General features: G+C 70.4%; 19 protein-coding genes and 1 pseudogene. 17 read left to right on the plus strand and 3 right to left on the minus strand.

Going from position 1 to position 18,175, the window contains the following annotated elements:
* Nucleotides 1-37: 37 nt before the first annotated feature.
* The gene (locus VGD70_RS21580) at nt 38-637 is read right to left on the minus strand and encodes a (2Fe-2S)-binding protein (protein WP_331084117.1); all 600 of its coding nucleotides are present in this window, start codon (nt 635-637) and stop codon (nt 38-40) included.
* Nucleotides 638-819: 182 nt separating this feature from the next.
* On the opposite strand from VGD70_RS21580, the gene VGD70_RS21585 reads away from it, so the two are divergent.
* The 17 genes and pseudogenes from VGD70_RS21585 to VGD70_RS21665 all read left to right on the plus strand — a co-directional run.
* Entirely contained in the window at nt 820-2,193 is a 1,374-nt protein-coding gene (locus VGD70_RS21585) for an ammonium transporter (protein WP_331084084.1), read from the plus strand.
* A complete protein-coding gene (locus VGD70_RS21590; RefSeq protein ID WP_331084086.1) occupies nt 2,190-2,528 on the plus strand; it encodes a P-II family nitrogen regulator in 339 nt (112 codons plus the stop codon). Before VGD70_RS21585 ends, VGD70_RS21590 begins: the two co-directional genes overlap by 4 nt.
* Nucleotides 2,528-4,918 carry a [protein-PII] uridylyltransferase gene (locus VGD70_RS21595; protein WP_331084088.1) on the plus strand — a complete coding sequence of 797 codons (2,391 nt, stop codon included), beginning with the start codon at nt 2,528-2,530 and terminating at the stop codon, nt 4,916-4,918. Before VGD70_RS21590 ends, VGD70_RS21595 begins: the two co-directional genes overlap by 1 nt.
* Nucleotides 4,919-5,101: 183 nt before the next feature.
* Nucleotides 5,102-6,661: a signal recognition particle protein gene (gene ffh / locus VGD70_RS21600; protein WP_331084089.1), complete on the plus strand. Its 1,560-nt coding sequence runs from the start codon at nt 5,102-5,104 to the stop codon at nt 6,659-6,661.
* 212 nt (nt 6,662-6,873) lie between these two features.
* On the plus strand, nt 6,874-7,938 hold the full coding sequence (locus tag VGD70_RS21605; protein WP_331084091.1) for an amidohydrolase family protein: 1,065 nt from the start codon (nt 6,874-6,876) through the stop codon (nt 7,936-7,938).
* A gap of 84 nt (nt 7,939-8,022) precedes the next feature.
* A complete protein-coding gene (locus VGD70_RS21610) occupies nt 8,023-8,781 on the plus strand; it encodes a type II CAAX endopeptidase family protein (RefSeq protein WP_331084093.1) in 759 nt (252 codons plus the stop codon).
* Nucleotides 8,782-8,934: 153 nt separating this feature from the next.
* Nucleotides 8,935-9,408, plus strand: coding sequence for a 30S ribosomal protein S16 (gene rpsP / locus VGD70_RS21615; RefSeq protein WP_331084095.1), 474 nt, complete (start codon nt 8,935-8,937; stop codon nt 9,406-9,408).
* 70 nt (nt 9,409-9,478) lie between these two features.
* Nucleotides 9,479-9,718: an RNA-binding protein gene (locus tag VGD70_RS21620; RefSeq protein WP_291410629.1), complete on the plus strand. Its 240-nt coding sequence runs from the start codon at nt 9,479-9,481 to the stop codon at nt 9,716-9,718.
* Nucleotides 9,715-10,233 carry a ribosome maturation factor RimM gene (rimM, locus tag VGD70_RS21625; RefSeq protein WP_331084099.1) on the plus strand — a complete coding sequence of 173 codons (519 nt, stop codon included), beginning with the start codon at nt 9,715-9,717 and terminating at the stop codon, nt 10,231-10,233. Before VGD70_RS21620 ends, rimM begins: the two co-directional genes overlap by 4 nt.
* Entirely contained in the window at nt 10,234-10,980 is a 747-nt protein-coding gene (gene trmD, locus VGD70_RS21630) for a tRNA (guanosine(37)-N1)-methyltransferase TrmD (RefSeq protein WP_331084101.1), read from the plus strand.
* Nucleotides 10,981-11,142: 162 nt separating this feature from the next.
* Nucleotides 11,143-11,502, plus strand: coding sequence for a 50S ribosomal protein L19 (rplS, locus tag VGD70_RS21635; RefSeq protein WP_331084103.1), 360 nt, complete (start codon nt 11,143-11,145; stop codon nt 11,500-11,502).
* Nucleotides 11,503-11,548: 46 nt separating this feature from the next.
* Nucleotides 11,549-12,664, plus strand: a complete 1,116-nt coding sequence (gene lepB, locus VGD70_RS21640) for a signal peptidase I (RefSeq protein ID WP_331084105.1) — start codon at nt 11,549-11,551, stop codon at nt 12,662-12,664.
* A 9-nt stretch (nt 12,665-12,673) separates the two neighbouring features.
* Nucleotides 12,674-13,747 carry a signal peptidase I gene (gene lepB / locus VGD70_RS21645; protein ID WP_331084107.1) on the plus strand — a complete coding sequence of 358 codons (1,074 nt, stop codon included), beginning with the start codon at nt 12,674-12,676 and terminating at the stop codon, nt 13,745-13,747.
* A gap of 2 nt (nt 13,748-13,749) precedes the next feature.
* Nucleotides 13,750-14,526 carry a ribonuclease HII gene (locus tag VGD70_RS21650; RefSeq protein ID WP_414638017.1) on the plus strand — a complete coding sequence of 259 codons (777 nt, stop codon included), beginning with the start codon at nt 13,750-13,752 and terminating at the stop codon, nt 14,524-14,526.
* Nucleotides 14,523-14,846: a DUF2469 domain-containing protein gene (locus VGD70_RS21655; RefSeq protein WP_331084111.1), complete on the plus strand. Its 324-nt coding sequence runs from the start codon at nt 14,523-14,525 to the stop codon at nt 14,844-14,846. The genes VGD70_RS21650 and VGD70_RS21655 overlap by 4 nt, the downstream gene beginning before the upstream one ends.
* A 131-nt stretch (nt 14,847-14,977) precedes the next feature.
* Nucleotides 14,978-15,361 (plus strand): YraN family protein, encoded by a 384-nt coding sequence (locus VGD70_RS21660; protein WP_331084113.1) that lies wholly within the window; start codon nt 14,978-14,980, stop codon nt 15,359-15,361.
* Between the two features lie 187 nt (nt 15,362-15,548).
* A pseudogene (locus tag VGD70_RS21665) lies at nt 15,549-16,478 on the plus strand (YifB family Mg chelatase-like AAA ATPase); the annotation flags it as partial.
* Nucleotides 16,479-16,760: 282 nt separating this feature from the next.
* Here the strand turns inward: VGD70_RS21665 and VGD70_RS21670 are convergent.
* Both VGD70_RS21670 and VGD70_RS21675 read right to left on the minus strand, forming a co-directional pair.
* On the minus strand, nt 16,761-16,952 hold the full coding sequence (locus VGD70_RS21670; protein ID WP_331084115.1) for a DUF397 domain-containing protein: 192 nt from the start codon (nt 16,950-16,952) through the stop codon (nt 16,761-16,763).
* A 14-nt stretch (nt 16,953-16,966) separates the two neighbouring features.
* Nucleotides 16,967-17,851 carry a helix-turn-helix transcriptional regulator gene (locus tag VGD70_RS21675; RefSeq protein WP_331084119.1) on the minus strand — a complete coding sequence of 295 codons (885 nt, stop codon included), beginning with the start codon at nt 17,849-17,851 and terminating at the stop codon, nt 16,967-16,969.
* Nucleotides 17,852-18,175: the final 324 nt, after the last annotated feature.

Here is an 18,175-nt window from a genome sequence, read left to right on the forward strand (position 1 = left end):
GGGACGCAACGCACACTTTTAATCCCGGGGAGGCGGACTAGCCGAGCGCACTCCGCAACCGTCGGTACCGATCATCCGGATGCTGGCGCGGGCAGCTCACGCACTTCTGCTCCCCGGGCGCCTGGTAGATGAGGCAGCACGACGCCCGCCGCACCACCTGCCGGCCACCCACCGACACGTACCGCGGCACCGGCAGCGACCCGCCGACCGAGGCGGCCAGCGACTCCGCCACACCGGGCGCGCCATCGGCCCACAGCACCCGGTTCGCCAGCGAGTCGGTCGCGATCGCCCACAGCGCCGGCTTCGGCGCCCCGCTCGCGGCAGCCACCGCGGCCACCGCGGCGGACAGCGCCGCCGCCAGGCGTTTGCCCAGCATGCCGGCCGGAACGACGGCGGCCGACCGCGCGTCGAGCACCCGCCCGTCCGGATGCAGGAACAGCGTCACCGACGCCAGCGCGGGGTCGGCCACCGGCCCGCCGCGCACGAGCGACTCGACCGAAGGACCCAGCAGCACCGAGCTCGCCGAGTACCACCACAGCACGCCGAGGGCCGCGCGCCGGTCGAAGCGGTACCGGCGAGCGCTGGCGTCGATCTGCTCGGCGAGCCACGCCGGGTCGGTGATCGACGCGGCCGGCACCTGGAGCAACCCGCTGTCTGTCCGATGGTCACTGATGAGAGCCGAGCGTAGTTGCCACGTAGCCGACATGTGGTTGTAACAAAAACTGCCGGACAGTTCACATGGGTGAAACCGGTGACGCGATCCTGCGAAACAGGACTTCTCGATGCTCCGCAGGCAAATCTCGCGTACGGGAGGACAACTTGCTCAACGCAGGAGATACCGCGTGGGTGCTGATCAGCGCCGCGCTGGTCATGCTCATGACACCCGGATTGGCGTTCTTCTACGGCGGCATGGTCCGCTCCAAGAGTGTGCTCAACATGCTGATGATGAACTTCATCGCGCTTGCGGTGATCAGCGTGCTCTGGGCCGTATACGGCTTCAGCCTGTCTTTCGGCGACGACGCCTTCGGAGGTTTGCTCGGCAACACCGACTTCGCCGGTCTGACCTCCGCGGTCGGCAAGCTCGCCGGTTTCGCCACCACCGACACACCCTGGCCCGGTCCCGACGGGCTCCCGGTGCTGGCGTTCGTGATGTTCCAGCTGATGTTCGCCGTCATCACCCCGGCCCTCATCTCCGGTGCGATCGCCGACCGCACCAAGTTCTGGAGCTGGGTGGTGTTCCTGGTTCTCTGGGGCTCGGTCGTCTACTTCCCGGTCGCGCACTGGGTGTTCTCGTTCGACGGCTTCATCGGCAGCGGCTCGACGGGCGGCTGGATCGCCAACGACCTCAAGGCACTCGACTTCGCCGGTGGCACCGCGGTCCACATCAATGCCGGCGCCGCGGCCCTTGCGCTGGTGTTCATCCTCGGCAAGCGCAGGGGCTGGCCGAAGGACACCCCGCGGCCGCACAACGTTCCGTTCGTCCTGCTCGGCGCCAGCCTCCTGTGGTTCGGGTGGTACGGCTTCAACGCCGGCTCCGCGCTGACCGCGGGCGACCTCGCCGCCGTCGCGTTCACCAACACCACCATCGCCACCGCCGCGGCGGTGCTCGGCTGGCTCATCACCGAGCAGCTCAAGTTCGGCAAGCCGACCACCCTCGGCGCCGCGTCCGGCGCGGTCGCGGGCCTGGTCGCGATCACCCCGGCGTGTGGTTACGTGGACATGTGGGGCGCGCTGGTCATCGGTGTGGTCGCCGGTGCGGTGTGCGCGCTGGCCGTCAGCCTCAAGTTCAGGTTCGGCTTCGACGACTCGCTCGACGTGGTGGGCATCCACCTGGTCGGCGGCATCATCGGCACCGTGCTGATCGGCTTCTTCAGCACCAACTCGGTCAACGCCGCCTCGGTCGGCGAGAACGGCCTGTTCTACGGAGGCGGGGTCACCCAGCTGGGTCGCCAAGCGGTTGCGGCCGGCGCGGTGCTCGCGTACTCGTTCGTGTTGACCGCCATCATCGGTCTGCTGATCAAGTACACCATCGGGTTCCGGATCAGCGAGGAGGCCGAGGCCGCGGGCATCGACGAGGCTGAGCACAAGGAGACTGGCTACGACTTCGGTGGCTTTGGCGGTGGCAGTGCGCAGGACGGCGTGAAGCCGGTCGGAGTGACCTCGGCCGAGGCCCTCGAGAGGAGCAAGGCATGAAGCTGGTGACCGCGATCATCAAGCCGTTCACGCTCGACGACGTGAAGGCGGCGTTGGAGCAGGTCGGCGTGCTCGGCATGACGGTCAGCGAGGTCCAGGGCTACGGGCGGCAGAAGGGCCACACCGAGGTCTACCGCGGTGCGGAGTACTCGGTCGACTTCGTGCCGAAGGTGCGGATCGAGGTCCTGGTCGACGACACGCTCGGGGACAAGGTGGTGGAGGCCGTGGTCGAGGCCGCACGGACGGGCAAGATCGGCGACGGCAAGGTCTGGGTCACGCCGGTGGACACCGTGGTCAGGGTGCGCACCGGGGAGCGCGGCACCGACGCGCTCTGATGGGAGTTAAGGGGGAGGGGGCGGCCGGCGGCCAGGTGCCGGCCGCCCCCACGGCCGCGGATCTCGTGCTCGCCCGCGACCGCCTGCTCGGCGGCCGCACGGGAGCGCACCAGACCGGGCGGCTGGCGCCGGACGCGTTGCGTGAGGCGCTCACGGACCTGCACGAGTTCTGGCTGACCGTGCACGCCGCGCATGCCGGCGTCCGCTCGGACAGCGAGGGCATCGCGCTGCTCGCGGTCGGCGGGCTGGGCCGGCGTGAGCTGGTGCCCTACTCCGACCTCGACCTCGTGCTGGTCCACAGTGGACACAAGGGGATCAACGGGATCGCCGAGCAGCTCTGGTACCCGCTGTGGAACTCCGGCGTGGGGCTCGACCACTCGGTCCGCACGGTGCCCGAGGCGCTCGACGTCGCCGGCCGGGACCTGCGCACCGCGCTCGGGCTGCTCGACGCCCGGCACCTCGCCGGCGACGAGACGCTCACCCGCCAGCTCGCCGACGAGGCCCGCGACGCGTGGCGGACAGGCGTGCGCAGGCGGTTCGACGAGATCGTGTCCTCGGCCCGGCAACGGTGGCAGCGCAGCGGCGAGGTCGCGCACTGGGTGGAGCCCGACCTCAAGCACGGCCGCGGTGGCCTGCGCGACCTCGCGATGCTTGACGCGCTCGCGCTGGCCCAGCTGGTCGACCGGCCCTCCGGGGAGGTCGCCCAGGCCCGCAGGCTCCTGCTCGACGCGCGCACCGAGCTGCGCCGGATCGCCGGCAGGCCGCGGGACGTGCTGATGCCCCAGGACGGCGACGAGATCGCCGCCGTGCTCGGCATCGGCGACCGGTTCGCGCTGGCCAGGGCCCTGTCCGGGGCCGGCCGCGCGGTCGCCTACGCGCTGGACGTGGCGCTGCGGTCCGGGCAGCCGGGTCCGCGCAAGGTCCTCGGCGTGCTGCGCCGCACCCCGGCCCGCCGCCCGCTGGCCGAGGGCGTGGTGCTGGCCGCCGACGAGGTGACGCTCGCCCGCGACGTCGACCCGAGCAAGGACTCCGCGCTGCTGCTGCGGGTGGCCGCCGCGGCCGCCCGCACCGGCCGGCCGATCGCGCCGGGCACGCTCGCGAGGCTGGGGGAGTCCGCGCCGGAGCCGCGGGCGCCGTGGCCGGCCGAGGTCCGCCAGGAGCTCGTGTCGCTGCTCGGCGCCGGCGAGGGCCTGATCGACGTCGTCGAGGCGCTCGACCGGACGGGCCTGTGGGCCAGGCTCTTCCCGGAGTGGGGAGCGGTTCGCGACCTGCCGCCCCGCGACGCCGCTCACGTGTGGACCGTCGACCGGCACCTGGTGCAGGCCACCGCGAACGCGGCCCGGCTGGTCACCAACGTGTCCCGGCCGGACCTGCTGCTGATCGGCACCGTGCTGCACGACATCGGCAAGGGCCGCGGCACCGACCACTCGATCGTCGGCGCCGCGCTCGCCACCCAGGTCGGCGAGCGGCTGGGCCTGCCGGAGAAGGACGTGGCGACGCTGTCCGCGATGGTCCGCCACCACCTGCTCCTGCCGCACACCGCGACCCGGCGCAACATCTCCGACGAGGCCACCGTGCGCCGCGTCGTCGACACCCTCGACGGCGACCCGGTGCTGCTGGAGCTGCTGCACGGGCTGGCCGAGTCCGACTCGCTCGCCACCGGCCCCGGCGTGTGGTCGGACTGGAAGGCCGCGCTCGTCGCCGACCTCGTCTCGCGGTGCCGGCAGGCGATGGCCGGCGAGCGGCCGGAAGGCCCGAAGCCGCTCGACGACGCGCAGCGCGCGCTCGCCGAGTCCGTTGCCGCGTCGAGGAAGCCGGACGTACTCGTCGAGTCCGGCCCGGTTGCCACGATCACCCTGGTCGCGCCCGACCACCCGGGCCTGCTGTCCCAGGCGGCCGGCGTGCTCGCGCTGCACTCGCTGAAGGTGCACGCCGCCGAGCTGCGCGCGCACGCCGGCGTCGCGGTCGACACGTTCTCCGTGTCGCCGCGGTTCGGCTCGCTGCCGGACAAGGCGTTGCTGCGCGAGCAGTTCACCCGGTCGCTGTCCGGGTCGCTGCCGCTCGCGGAGAAGCTGGCCGCGAAGGAGCGCGACTACGCCGACGTGCCGGACGACCCGCCGGCCCCGCGCGTGCTGTGGTTCGACGACGAGGCCGACGGCGGCGCGGACTCGGCCGACGTGGTGCTGGAGCTGCGCACGGCCGACCGGCTGGGCCTGCTGCACGACATCGCGGCGGCGCTGGAGAAGTGCGGCGCCGACGTGTTGTGGGCGCGTGCCATGCAGGTCGGTGGGACGGCCATCGCGTCGTTCAGCCTCGCGCCCACCTCGCCGGCCCATGGCAGCCCGGACTGGCGGCACGAGATCGAGAAGGCCGTGCTGGCCGCCTGCTGAGTAGTTCTCCCTAGCGCGAACCGCGTTGTTCAACGCTCCCGGGGCGGTCCCGCGCCCGCGATGCTTGGCCGCGCACACCGGGGAGGTGTGTGCGGACGCGGGGTGGGGCTCGTCGAGGGGTCGAGCCCATCCCGCTCCGGCTCTCTGCAACTCTCCGCGCGCGGACCGACTACCCTCGATGTCGTGTTCGATACCCTCTCCGACCGGCTCACCTCGGTCCTGCAGAACCTGCGTGGCCGGGGCCGCCTGTCCGACGCCGACATCGATGCCACCGCGCGCGAGATCAGGATCGCGCTGCTGGAGGCCGATGTCGCGCTGCCCGTGGTGCGCACGTTCATCGCGAACATCAAGGAACGCGCCAAGGGTGCGGAGGTATCCGGCGCGCTCAACCCCGCGCAGCAGGTCGTCAAGATCGTCAACGAGGAGCTCGTGCAGATCCTCGGCGGCGAGACCCGGCGGCTCAGCCTCGCGAAGACGCCGCCCACGGTCATCATGCTCGCCGGTCTCCAGGGTTCCGGTAAGACCACGCTCGCGGGCAAGCTGGCCAAGCACCTGGTCGGGCAGGGGCACACCCCGCTGCTGGTGGCGTGCGACCTCCAGCGGCCCAACGCGGTCACCCAGCTCCAGGTGGTCGGCGAGCGGGCCGGGGTGCCCACTTTCGCCCCCGAGCCGGGCAACGGCGTCGGCGATCCCGTTGACGTAGCTCGCCGCTCGATCGACGAGGCCAAGCGCGCACAGCACGACGTCCTCATCGTCGACACCGCCGGCCGGCTGGGCGTCGACGAGGAGATGATGCGGCAGGCCGCCAACATCCGCGAGGCCGTGCAGCCCGACGAGGTCCTGTTCGTGGTCGACGCCATGATCGGCCAGGACGCGGTCACCACGGCCGAGGCCTTCCGCGACGGCGTCGGCTTCACCGGCGTGGTGCTCACCAAGCTCGACGGCGATGCGCGCGGTGGTGCCGCGCTGTCGGTCCGCGAGGTCACCGGCCAGCCGATCATGTTCGCGTCGAACGGTGAGAAGCTCGAGGACTTCGACACGTTCCACCCCGACCGGATGGCCTCGCGCATCCTCGGCATGGGCGATGTCCTCACCCTCATCGAGCAGGCCGAGCAGGTCTTCGACCAGGACCAGGCCGAGGCCGCGGCGGCCAAGATCGGCACCGGCGAGCTCACGCTGGAGGACTTCCTCGAGCAGATGCTGGCGGTCCGCAAGATGGGCCCGATAGCGAACCTGCTCGGCATGCTCCCCGGCGCAGGCCAGATGAAGGACCAACTGGCCCAGGTCGACGACCAGCACCTCGACCGTCTGCAGGCCATCATCCGCGGCATGACCCCGGCCGAGCGCCACGACCCGAAGATCATCAACGCGTCGCGCCGCCAGCGCATCGCGCGGGGTTCCGGCGTCGCGATCCGCGAGGTCAACGAGCTGGTGAACCGGTTCTACGAGGCCCGCAAGATGATGCAACAGATGGCCGGCCGCTTCGGCCTCCCCGGTGCGAGCCGCGGCAGCAGCAAGTCGAGGAAGGGCAAGAAGGGGAAGAAGGGCAAGGGCCGCGGCCCGACGCCACCCCGCGTTCGCGGTGGTCTCCCGGGCATGATGCCGGGCGGAATGCCGGACCTGTCGAAGATGCCCCCGGGCCTGAACGAGCTGCCTCCGGGCCTCGCCGGCCTCGACCAGCTCCCGCCGGGTTTCGACCCGAAGAAGTTCAAGCTCCCGAAGGACAAGGGCGAGAACAACTGACCCGCCGACGAGACGGCACGGTCCCGCCGTGCCTGTCTTCAGACCTGGGCCGTACTCGTCCAGCCGCGGTCAAAAGCCGTACGGGCTCGGGTCGGGCGTCGCGGAGTTGGCCAGCGCACCGAGCACGATGAGCGCGCCGACCGCCACCGCGGTAACGATCCGCGAGCGGCCTCGGGCATGATCGTTGCGCCCGTGGGGCACAATCGGGGCCCATGACGGCCTTGCACATGCGTGGTGTCGTGCTTCCCGAAGGCGAGGAGCGCGATCTCTGGATCGTCAACGGGCGGATCCGCACCCAGCCCGTCCCCGGCGCCGAGACCATTGTGGACGGTGGCTTCCTCCTCCCCGGCCTCGTCGACGCGCACTGCCACGTCGGGCTCGCCACCGAGGACCTCGACGGCGCCGCCGAGCAGGCCGTCACCGACCGCGACGCCGGCACGCTCCTCCTCCGCGACTGCGGCGCCCCGCTCGACACCAGCCCGCTGCAGGAGCGCCTCGACCTCCCCCGCATCGTCCGCGCCGGCAAGCACATCGCCCGGCCCAAGCGCTACATCCCGCACCTCGCCGACGAGCTCGACGACCCGCGAAGCCTCCCCGAGGCCGTCGCCGAGCAGGCCGCCGCCGGGGACGGCTGGGTCAAGCTCGTCGGCGACTTCATCGACCGCGACCTCGGCGAGCTCGCCCCTCTCTGGCCCGACGACGTCCTCGCCGAGGCCATCAAGGTCGCGCACGACGCCGGCGCCCGGGTCACCGCGCACGTCTTCGGCTCGACCGCGCTGCCCGGCCTGATCGAGGCCGGCATCGACTGCATCGAGCACGGCACCGGCCTCACCGACGACACCATCGCCGCGATGGTCGAGCACGGCACGGCGCTGGTCCCCACGCTGATCAACATCGAGACCTTCCCCGGCATCGCCGCCGGCGCCAGCAAGTACCCGCGCTACGCCGGCCAGATGCTCGACCTCTACGGCCGCGTCCGCCGGACCGTCGGCGCCGCGATCGAGGCCGGCATCCCGGTCTACGCCGGCACCGACGCGGGCGGCGGCATCGCCCACGGCCGGATCGTCGACGAGGTCATCGCCCTGCACGAGACCGGCATGACCACCGAGCAGGCCCTCGGCGCCGCCTCCTGGGACGCCCGCGGCTGGCTCGGCTGGTCCGGCATCCAGGAGTCGTCGGCGGCCGACATCATCGCCTACGACACCGACCCCCGCGCCGACCTCCGCGCGCTCCGCGACCCGAAGCGGACGGTCCTCCGCGGCCGCGTAATCCACTAGACGGACCAGAGACGGACCAGCGACGGATCACCCGTTGGCCCAGCTTGTCCGGTTGCTCTGCGACGAACGGGCTACTCTCAGCCAGTGACGACCGAACGGGAAGCGACCGAGACCTCCGGGTCCCAGCTCGCCGACCCCCAGGTCCGCACGCACCGCTGGGGCTTCGGCGCGTTCCTGTTCGTCTTCGCCGTCTTCGTCCTCTCCGCGGTCCTCATCGGCGCGATCGTCGGCACCGTGGCGCCCGAGTCGATCCACTCGGCCACCGTCGCGCTGGTCGGCACCATCGTCCCCACGGTCCTCGCCACCGCCGTGGCGCTCCTGGTCACCAAGCTGCGCGGCAACGGCCCGGCCATCGACCTGCGCTGGTCGTTCACCCGCGAGGACATCCGCGCCGGCTTCAAGTTCGGCGCGCTCGGCCTGGTCTGCACCACGCTCGCGGCGATCGTCTGGACCAACGTCGTCGGCGAGGAGAACGCCTCCTCCGCGGTCAGCCAGCTGGTGGCGAACGACCGGATGCCGGTCGCCGCCGCCATCGCCCTGTTCCTGTTCGTCTGGCTCGTCGGCCCGGTCTGCGAGGAGATCATCTACCGCGGCCTGCTGTGGGGCGCGCTGGAGCGGCTCAGCTGGGGCCGCTGGGCGGTCTTCGGCCTCACCACGGTGATCTTCGCGGTCAGCCACCTCGAGCCGCTGCGCACGTCTCTGCTGCTGGTCATCGGCATCCCGATCGGCCTCGCGCGGCTGTTCACCGGCCGGCTCGGCGCCAGCATCGTCACTCACCAGGTGAACAACTTCCTGCCCGCGCTGGCCGTGTTGCTGGTCGCGATCGGGGTCATGCCGGCCTGACGGATCGGGTCTGGCAGAATGTACGGCTGTCCGCCGTGACCGGCCCCTCTCACCGTGCCACGGCGCCAACGAACTTGGGGCTCCGGCCAACCGCAACTCCCCACGCGGCTCACACCGGCGCCCGGAACAACATCGACAGGAGCACCACAACAAGTGGCAGTCAAGATCAAGCTGCAGCGTCTGGGAAAGATCCGGGCGCCGTACTACCGAGTCATCGTCTCCGATGCCCGTACCCGCCGCAGCGGCAAGGCGATCGAGACGATCGGCCGGTACCACCCCAAGGAGGAGCCGAGCTTCATCGAGGTCGACTCCGACCGCGCCCAGTATTGGCTCGGCGTCGGCGCGCTGCCGACCGAGTCGGTGCAGCGTCTCCTGGAGATCACCGGCGACTGGCAGAAGTTCAAGGGGCTGCCGGGCACCGAGGGCACGCTGAAGGTCCGCGAGCCCAAGCCGAGCAAGCAGGAGCTGTTCGACGCCGCTCTCAAGGCTGCCGGCCAGGAGCCCACCACCGAGGCCACCACCCCGAAGAAGCGCGGTGGCGCCAAGAGGTCCGAGGCCAAGAAGGACGCCGCTCCTGACGCCGCCAAGGACGCCGCCGCGGATGAGGGTGCCAAGGAAGAGTCGTGAGTGAGCTTGCGAGCGAACCATCGACACAGGGCGACCGCGAGCGGCTTCACCGAGCCTGCGAGGGGACGTCGTGAGCTTCCTCGCTGACGGTCTCGAACACCTGGTGCGTGGCATCGTCGACAACCCGGACGACGTGCGCGTCGAGCTGGTGACCACGCGCCGTGGTCGCACGCTGGAGCTGCACGTCAACCCGGAGGACCTCGGCAAGGTCATCGGTCGTGGTGGCCGCACCGCCACCGCGTTGCGCACCGTGATGGCCGGCATCGGCGGTCGCGGCATCCGAGTGGACGTCGTCGACACCGACCAGTGACCGAGCTCCTTCTGGTCGGCCGGATCGCCAAGGCGCACGGCATCGCCGGCGAGCTGGCCATCGACGTGCACACCGACTCACCGGACGAACGGTTCGTGCCCGGAGCCGTGTTCGACGCACGGCTCCGGGACCGCACCGTCCGCACGCTCACGGTGTCCACCGTCCGGGTCCACGCCACCCGGCTGCTGGTCCGCTTCGACGAGGTCCCGGACCGCACGGTCGCCGAGTCCCTGCGCGGCGCCCAGCTCCTCGTCGACGCCGCGGACCTGCCGCCCAGCGACGACCCCGACGAGTTCTACGAGCACGAGCTCGAGGGCCTGGCCGCGGTGCTGGCCGACGGCACCGAGGTCGGCACGGTCCGCGAGATCGCCCGCAGCCCCGGCGGCGAGCTGCTCGTCCTCGACCGGCCCGACGGCACCGAGGCGCTGGTCCCGTTCGTCCGCGAGATCGTCCCCGAGGTCGACGTCAAGGGCGGCCGCGTGGTGCTCGACCCGCCCGAAGGGCTGCTGAGCTAGGTGCGCATCGACGTCGTCACGATCTTCCCCGAGTACCTCGACCCCCTGCGGGCGGCGTTGCTCGGCCGGGCGGTCGAGCGCGGGCTGCTCACCGTCGACGTGCACGACCTGCGGCGCTGGACCCACGACGTGCACAAGGCGGTCGACGACAGCCCGTACGGCGGCGGCCCAGGCATGGTCATGAAGCCCCAGGTGTGGGGCGAGGCCCTCGACGAGCTGTGCGCGTCCGGCACCCCGCGGCTGGTGGTGCCGACGCCGGCCGGCCGGCCGTTCACCCAGGCCCTCGCCCGCGAGTACGCGGCGCAGGAGTGGCTGATGTTCGCCTGCGGCCGCTACGAGGGCATCGACCAGCGGGTCCTCGACGACGCCGCGCGGCGGATGCCGGTCGACGAGGTCTCCATCGGCGACTACGTGCTCGTCGGCGGCGAGGTCGCGGTCATGGTGATGGTCGAGGCCGTCGCCCGGCTGCTGCCCGGCGTGCTCGGCAACCCCGCGTCGGCCGAGCAGGACTCGTTCTCCGACGGCCTCCTCGAGGGCCCCAGCTACACCCGGCCCGAGGTCTGGCGCGACCTCGCGGTCCCCGACGTGCTGCGCTCCGGCAACCACGGCGCCGTCGACCGCTGGCGCCGTGACCAGGCGCTGGAGCGCACCTTCCACCGCCGCCCCGACCTGCTCGACGCCCTCCCGGACGAGGCCTTCGACAAGCACGACCGGGCCCGCCTGGAACGGCTGCGCGCGGGGGAGTGATCCCCCCGCGTTCGGTTGGCTGGGGACCGTGACATACTTGGCGGGTTGTTGCGACCGGGTGGCGTCTCGGCGCACCCCACGTTGACTCCCCAGGTTGACCAGACTGCGGCCCATCGCCGCGCCCACCTGGGACGCACGAACGACATGAGGACGGATACACCGATGAACACCCTGGATGCCCTGGACGCCAAGTCGCTGCGCTCCGACATCCCGGCCTTCCGCCCGGGCGACACGCTGAAGGTCCACGTCCGAGTCATCGAGGGCTCCCGCGAGCGGGTTCAGGTCTTCAAGGGCGTCGTCATCCGCCGTCAGGGTGGTGGCATCCGCGAGACCTTCACCGTCCGCAAGATCTCCTTCGGCGTCGGCGTCGAGCGCACCTTCCCGGTGCACTCGCCCAACATCGCCGAGATCGAGGTCGACCGGCGCGGCGACGTGCGGCGCGCGAAGCTGTACTACCTCCGTGAGCTGCGCGGCAAGGCCGCCAAGATCAAGGAGAAGCGCGAAGCCGCGCCCACCTCCTGAGGTGCGGCCTCACACCCACCAGCGCCGGCTCCCGTAGCCTGGCCTTGTGGTCACCCCTGTGCACGCACAGTCGCCGGAGGATGATCCGGAGCGCACCGAGCTGATCCCCAAGGTCGACGATTTCACCGAGCCGCCGACCTGGCACGAGGTGCCGCCGCAGGATCGTCCCGGCAGCGACTGGTTTCGTCCCGGCCGTCCTCGCGACGACCGGGACGAGGGCGACCTCCCGGCCGGCGAGCGTCTCCTCGACCGCTCGGCCGGCCGAACAGACGGCCGGTCCGAGGACGAGGCGCGGACCAAACGGGGCAAGCACCGCAGGCCGGCCAAGAAGCAGCCGCTGTGGCGCGAGCTGCTCACGCTGTTCGCTGTCGCGCTGCTGCTCACCTTTCTCATCCAGCACTTCCTGGGCCGGGTGTACTCGATCCCGTCCGGGTCGATGGAGCTCACCCTGCACGGCTGCCCCGGCTGCACGGGCGACCGCGTGCTGGTGGACAAGCTCGTCTACAACTTCTCCGACCCCGGGCCCGGTGACGTCGTCGTCTTCCAGGGCCCCGACGCGTGGACCGAGAACGACATCCAGGCGCCGCCGTCGGGCAACTTCCTGGTCAACGCGCTCCAGTCGGTCGGCGCACTGGTCGGCCTGGCGCCGCCGGACGAGCGCGACTTCGTCAAGCGGGTCATCGCGGTCGGCGGCCAGACCGTCCAGTGCTGCGACGAGAAGTACCGCGTGCTGGTCGACGGCAGACCGCTCGACGAGCCCTACATCTACTGGCAGAACGGCAAGCCGGATGCCGCGCAGCGCTTCGACCCGGTGCTCGTGCCCGAGGGCACGCTCTGGGTGATGGGCGACAACCGCAGCGACTCGTGCGACTCCCGCTGCCAGGGCGGCGGCGGCATCCGCGGTGTCGTCCCCGTGGACAAGGTCATCGGCAAGGCCCGGTACATCGTGCTGCCGCCGGCGCGCTGGCGGGGTGTGGGCGACCACAACCCGCAGGGCGGCATTCCCATGGCGCTCGGCGCGCCCGCATGGCAGCAGGGCCTGCCCGCCGGGGTGGGTCTCGTGGCCGCGTGGCCGATGCTGTGGCTGGGCCGTCGTATCAGGTGGGTGATCCGCCCGCCACGCGGGACGCGGGGCGACGATCCGCCCACGGCGCACGGGTAGTGTGCACGCGTGGTCGACGTCGCACATTCCGGAAGCAGCAAGGACAACGAGGACGAGGGGGACGGCCGCACCGAGCAGAGGGACGGCGACCCGGACGCCACGGCGGAGTTCGCCGGGCCCGAGGACGCCGGCTCTGCAGCCGTCGACTCTGCATCCGTCGACGCGGCGTCTGTCGACTCGGCGTCTGTCGACTCGGGGTCCAAAGCCGAAGCTGGTTCCGAGACCAGGGCCGGCCGCCGGAGGGCCCGCAAGAAGGCCAAGAAGCCGCGGTCGTTCTGGAAGGAGCTGCCGATCCTCATCGGGGTCGCGCTGCTCCTCGCGTTGGTCATCCAGACCTTCCTCGCCCGGGTGTTCGTGATCCCGTCCGAGTCGATGGAGCAGACCCTCCACGGCTGTGCCGGCTGCTACGGCGACCGCGTGCTGGTCGACAAGCTCGTCTACACCTTCGGCGACCCGACGCCCGGCGAGGTCGTGGTGTTCAAGCGGCCGGGCACGTGGAACCAGTCGGAGTTCCACTCCAACCGTTCGAGCAACGGGTTCGTGTCGTGGCTGCAGGACGTCGGCGCCGCGTTCGGCCTCGCCTCGCCCGACGAGGACGACGTGGTGAAGCGGATCATCGCGGTCGGCGGCCAGCGCGTCGAGTGCTGCGACGACAAGAACCGCGTGCTCGTCGACGGCAAATCCCTCGACGAGCCCTACATCTACTGGACCCCCACCGCCCCGCCCACCCAGGCGTCGTTCGCGCCGATCACGGTGCCGGCCGGGATGCTGTTCGTGATGGGGGACAACCGCAACAACTCCAGCGACTCGCGATACCAGGGCGGGGGAGGGGCCAACGGCCTCGTGCCGGTGGACAATGTCATCGGCAAGGTGCGCTTCATCGTGCTGCCGCCGTCCCGGTGGCAGGGCGTCGGCGACCACGACCCGCAGGTGGCCGCGACGGCAGTCGGGGCAGCGTGGCAGTACGGCATGCCGGTCGGCGCGGGGCTGCTGGCCGCATGGCCGACGCTGTGGCTGGGCCGGCGGGTGCGTGCCGCGCTGAGGTCCACCGGTACTGCGCGATCCGCAGGAGACGAACCGTGACGCTGGCACAGCTTCCCTGGCTGGAGTCCCGCCCGCCGCGGGCGGTGTTACGGCGCGACGCGGGCAACTGGGCGCTGCAGGCGGCGCTCGACCGGCGTGGTCTGGGCCCGGTGGCCGGCGTCGACGAGGCAGGCCGGGGTGCCTGTGCGGGGCCGCTGGTCGTCGCGTCGTGCGTGCTCAAGCCCGGTGACGCCGCCAAGTTCGAGGGCCTCACGGACTCCAAGCTGCTCACCGCCGCCGCCCGCGACCGGATGTTCGACCTCGTTCTCCGCCGGGCCGTCGACCACGCCGTCGTCGTCGTGCCGGTCGAGGAGGTCGACCGCAGGGGCGTGCACGTGTCCAACATCGAGGGCATGCGACGTGCGGTCGCGCGGTTGACGACGCATCCTGGGTACGTGCTGGTGGACGGGTTCCGGGTGCCGGGCCTCACGGCGCCGAGCATGCCGGTCATCAAGGGCGACCAGGCGGTGGCCTGCGTGGCGGCGGCGTCCGTGCTCGCCAAGGTCACCAGGGACCGGATCATGGCCGGGCTGCACGAGGACCTGCCGATGTACGGGTTCGACGAGCACAAGGGGTACTGCACAGGTGCGCACAGCGCCACGCTCGCCGAGCACGGTCCGAGCGCGGTGCATCGCTGGTCGTACGTGAACGTGGCCGCGGCGGGGCTCGCACACGGGTTGCGGGCGCCACATCCGGTGGCCTTGAGTGTGGCGGCGGCCGCCGTGGTTCAGAATGGGGGATCCGCCCCCGTCGATCCTGAGGAGCGCGTAACCGCATGAGTGCGGAGGATCTCGAGAAGTACGAGACCGAGATGGAGCTGCAGCTCTATCGCGAGTATCGCGACATCGTCGGCCAGTTCTCCTATGTCGTGGAGACCGAGCGCCGGTTCTACCTGGCCAATGGGGTCGACGTGCAGGTGCGCGACTCGGACGGTGAGGTCTACTTCGAGGTGCGGATGTCGGATGCCTGGGTATGGGACATGTACCGGCCGGCGCGCTTCGTCAAGAACGTGCGGGTCATAACGTTCAAGGACGTCAACGTCGAGGAGTTGGACAAGCCCGACCTCCGGCTCCCCGAAGAAGGCCCGTTCGGCGCCTGATACCACACCCCACCGACATTCCCGGCCCCTAGCGACCCCCTCGCCCCCGGTTTGTCCACAACCCACCCACCTGTCCACAGCTGACACCCACCCGGTGGCACCCCCCGCCTCCACGCGGCAACGTCGAAGCCATGACGGCTGACACCACCCCGCGCCCCACGCCTGCCCACCTACGCACAGGCGACCGAGGCGAAGACCTGGCCGCGCGCTACCTCGAGCGCCACGGCTTGGTGGTCCTGGCGCGCAACTGGCGCTGCCCGGAAGGCGAGCTCGACCTCATCGCCACCGACCGCGAGCGCCTCATCGTGTGCGAGGTCAAGACCCGCACCAGCACCAACTACGGCCATCCCACAGAAGCGGTGACGGACGAGAAGGCCAACCGAATCCGCCGCCTGTCAAGACGCTGGCGAACGACCCACAATGTCGGCTGGTGCAACGAACGCTTCGACATCATCTCCATCATCTGGCCCCCCGGCGAACCCCCGAGAATCCAACACTTCAAGGGCGCCTTCTGATGGCCGGCCGCTACCTCGCCGGCCGATACACCGGGCCGCTTTCCACCTCGGGCCGCCGGACTTCTGTTGACCGGCCGAGGCCTTGGTGCCGCGCGCCACCGAGCATCCGCGGCCGCCGCCCGGCGCGCCGCCGCAACGAGCCCACCTGGCTCTCCCTCTCGTCCCACTCCCCGAAAGGTCCCCTCTGATGCCGCTCGCCCGAGCGTGGTCGGTCGCGCTGTTCGGCGTCGACGGTGTCGCCGTCGAGATCGAGGCCGACATCGGCGGCGGCCGGCCACGCACCCAGATCGTCGGCCTCCCCGACGCCTCCCTCAACGAGGCCAAGGAGCGAGTCCGCGCAGCCATCCGCAACAGCCACGAGGAATGGCCCGGCGAGCTCGTCACCCTGGCCCTGTCCCCAGCCGCCCTGCCCAAAGGCGGCTCCGGCTACGACCTCGCCCTGGCCTGCGCCGTCCTCGCCGCCGCCGACCGCGTGCCACCCAACATGCTCACCGGCATGGCCCTCATCGGCGAGCTCGCCCTCGACGGCCGCATCCGCCCGGTCCGTGGCGTCCTCCCCGGCCTGCTCGCCGCCCGCCGCGCCGGCCTCACCCGAGCCGTCGTCCCGGCCCACACCCTGTCCGAGGCAGCGCTCGTCACCGGCCTCGACATCCGCGCCGCCGACACCCTCCTCGAGGTCCTGTCCTGGCTCCGCGGCGAGTCCGACGTGCTCAAACGCCCCGAGCCCCGACCACCGTCCGCCACCACCACCGAGATCCCCGACCTGGCCGACGTCCTCGGTCAGCCCGAGGCACGCTGGGCCCTGGAGGTCGCGGCAGCGGGCGGCCACCATCTCCTCCTCACCGGCCCACCCGGCACCGGCAAAACCATGCTCGCCAAACGCCTGCCCGGCCTCCTGCCCCCACTAACCGCCGAACAAGCCCTCGAAGTCACCGCCATCCACTCGATAGCCGGCGCCCTGTCCCAGGACTCACCGCTGATCATCACCCCGCCGTTCGTGGCCCCACACCACTCCACCTCCGTGCCCGCACTCGTCGGGGGCGGCGTCGGCCTCGCCAAACCGGGTGCCGTCAGCCAGGCCCACAACGGCGTCCTCTTCATGGACGAGTCGTGCGATGGTCTATGTAACCCTGACAAAGACCAGTCTACCAGGGGAAACAGCTCGTTTCATGATCATCTAGACGTGTGCGTCGCCGTGTGGATCGGCACACGGCAGACAGGGCTGTGACCTGCTGAAACGTCGTGTGGCGGGGGCGGAATGCCCCCTGCTGACCGTGCTCGTGGGTCGGAGCTGGGTTGTGCGACGCGCGCATGATCAACTACGGCTCACGAGCCAGAGAAGTGCGCGACAAAAGCCCGTCTCTGCACACGTTGGAAGACGGGCTTCTTGCTGTCGGACTTACGGACGGTTGAGCCCACCGTCTCCGACACTCCCGACGAACGTATGCCACTCGTCACACGAGAACATCAGCGCTCCGCCGGTTGGGCGCTTGGAGTCGCGCATGGCGACTGCATCTTGGACGAACGCCACCTCTACGCACTCAGCCTGGCCGTTGCTGGCGCTGCTCTTTCGCCAGACGGCACCGGTCATGTCTCGATTACTCACTACTCCAGCTCCCTAGCTGCTATCAGGATGCGACGCTTGCTGTCTTCATCGTTAAGCGCAACGTCACGGATGGCTTGGAGCGCTCCGTCATAACGGTCGATCTCACCGGGCTTATCCAAGTACAGCGCTCCCGTGAAGCCATCGACGTAGACGGTTGGCGGTTCGGCCTCGCGCCCGTCTCCGTTGGTCGGGAAGCGCAAGACGACGAACGGTCCGGACATCAACCCGTGATGGAGGCCGGCTTTGAAGGGGACTACCCGTATAGAGACGTTGGGATAGTCCGCTACCTCAGCCAACTTGGCGAGCTGTTCGGCCATGACCTCGACGCCGCCAACTGGCCGACAGAGCACGGCCTCGTTGAGCATGACTTCTACCGTGGGCGCTGCGGTGACTCTCGTCAGGAGCGCCTGCCTCGCGATCCTGACATGGACGCGCCGCTTGATCTCGTCATCACTGACCCCGACGTTGTCCGCCCGGATCAACGTGTGGGCGTACGCCTCGGTTTGCAGGAGACCAGGCACGAGCTCGGAGGAGTACCAGCACAACTGTGAGGCGGACTCTTCCAGACCGATGTAGAGGTCAAAGCCATCGGGGATGACATCGCCATAGGCGTGCCACCAGCCGCGCCCCTTGGTCTCCTTGGCGAGACCCATCAAGCCCTCGGTCAGGTCATCAGGCGCGCCATACACCCTGCACATGGCTTCGACGTCAAGACTGCGCAGTGACGTTTGTCCGGTTTCGATGCGCCAGATCTTGGCTTCCGACCATTCCAGCTCGGCCGCCGCAGCCTTGACGGTCAGCCGCGCCTTGCCTCGTAGGTCGCGCAGGTACCGGCCGAGCTGCCTGCGCGGCACGGTCGATCCCGACGCTCCGGTGTCCGACATGCTCACCTCTCAATCTGGGGGCATCTTACACCCGATATGAAAGCATCCGAGCGCTCGATTCGTAATGCGATTAGCCGAATCGAGTATTCATCTCGAGAACCCGTTATGAAGTCTTGCACATTGAAGGCTCGCGGTGATTCACTCGAATGGCCGGTCCGATGGCGTTGCTTCCCCGACGGCCGCCATCGGACCGGTATCCAAGGTCGGGGAACGGGAGACCCAATGAACATCACGCAAGAGCAGGCCCTTCGTCGCTTCCCGGAGCTGCACGCGCTTTTGCACGTGCGTGATGCGGGTTGGTCGTTCCGGCTCATCGGCAGCCGG

The sequence above is a fragment of the Actinophytocola sp. genome (assembly GCF_036402745.1).
Taxonomy (GTDB): Bacteria; Actinomycetota; Actinomycetes; order Mycobacteriales; family Pseudonocardiaceae; genus Actinophytocola.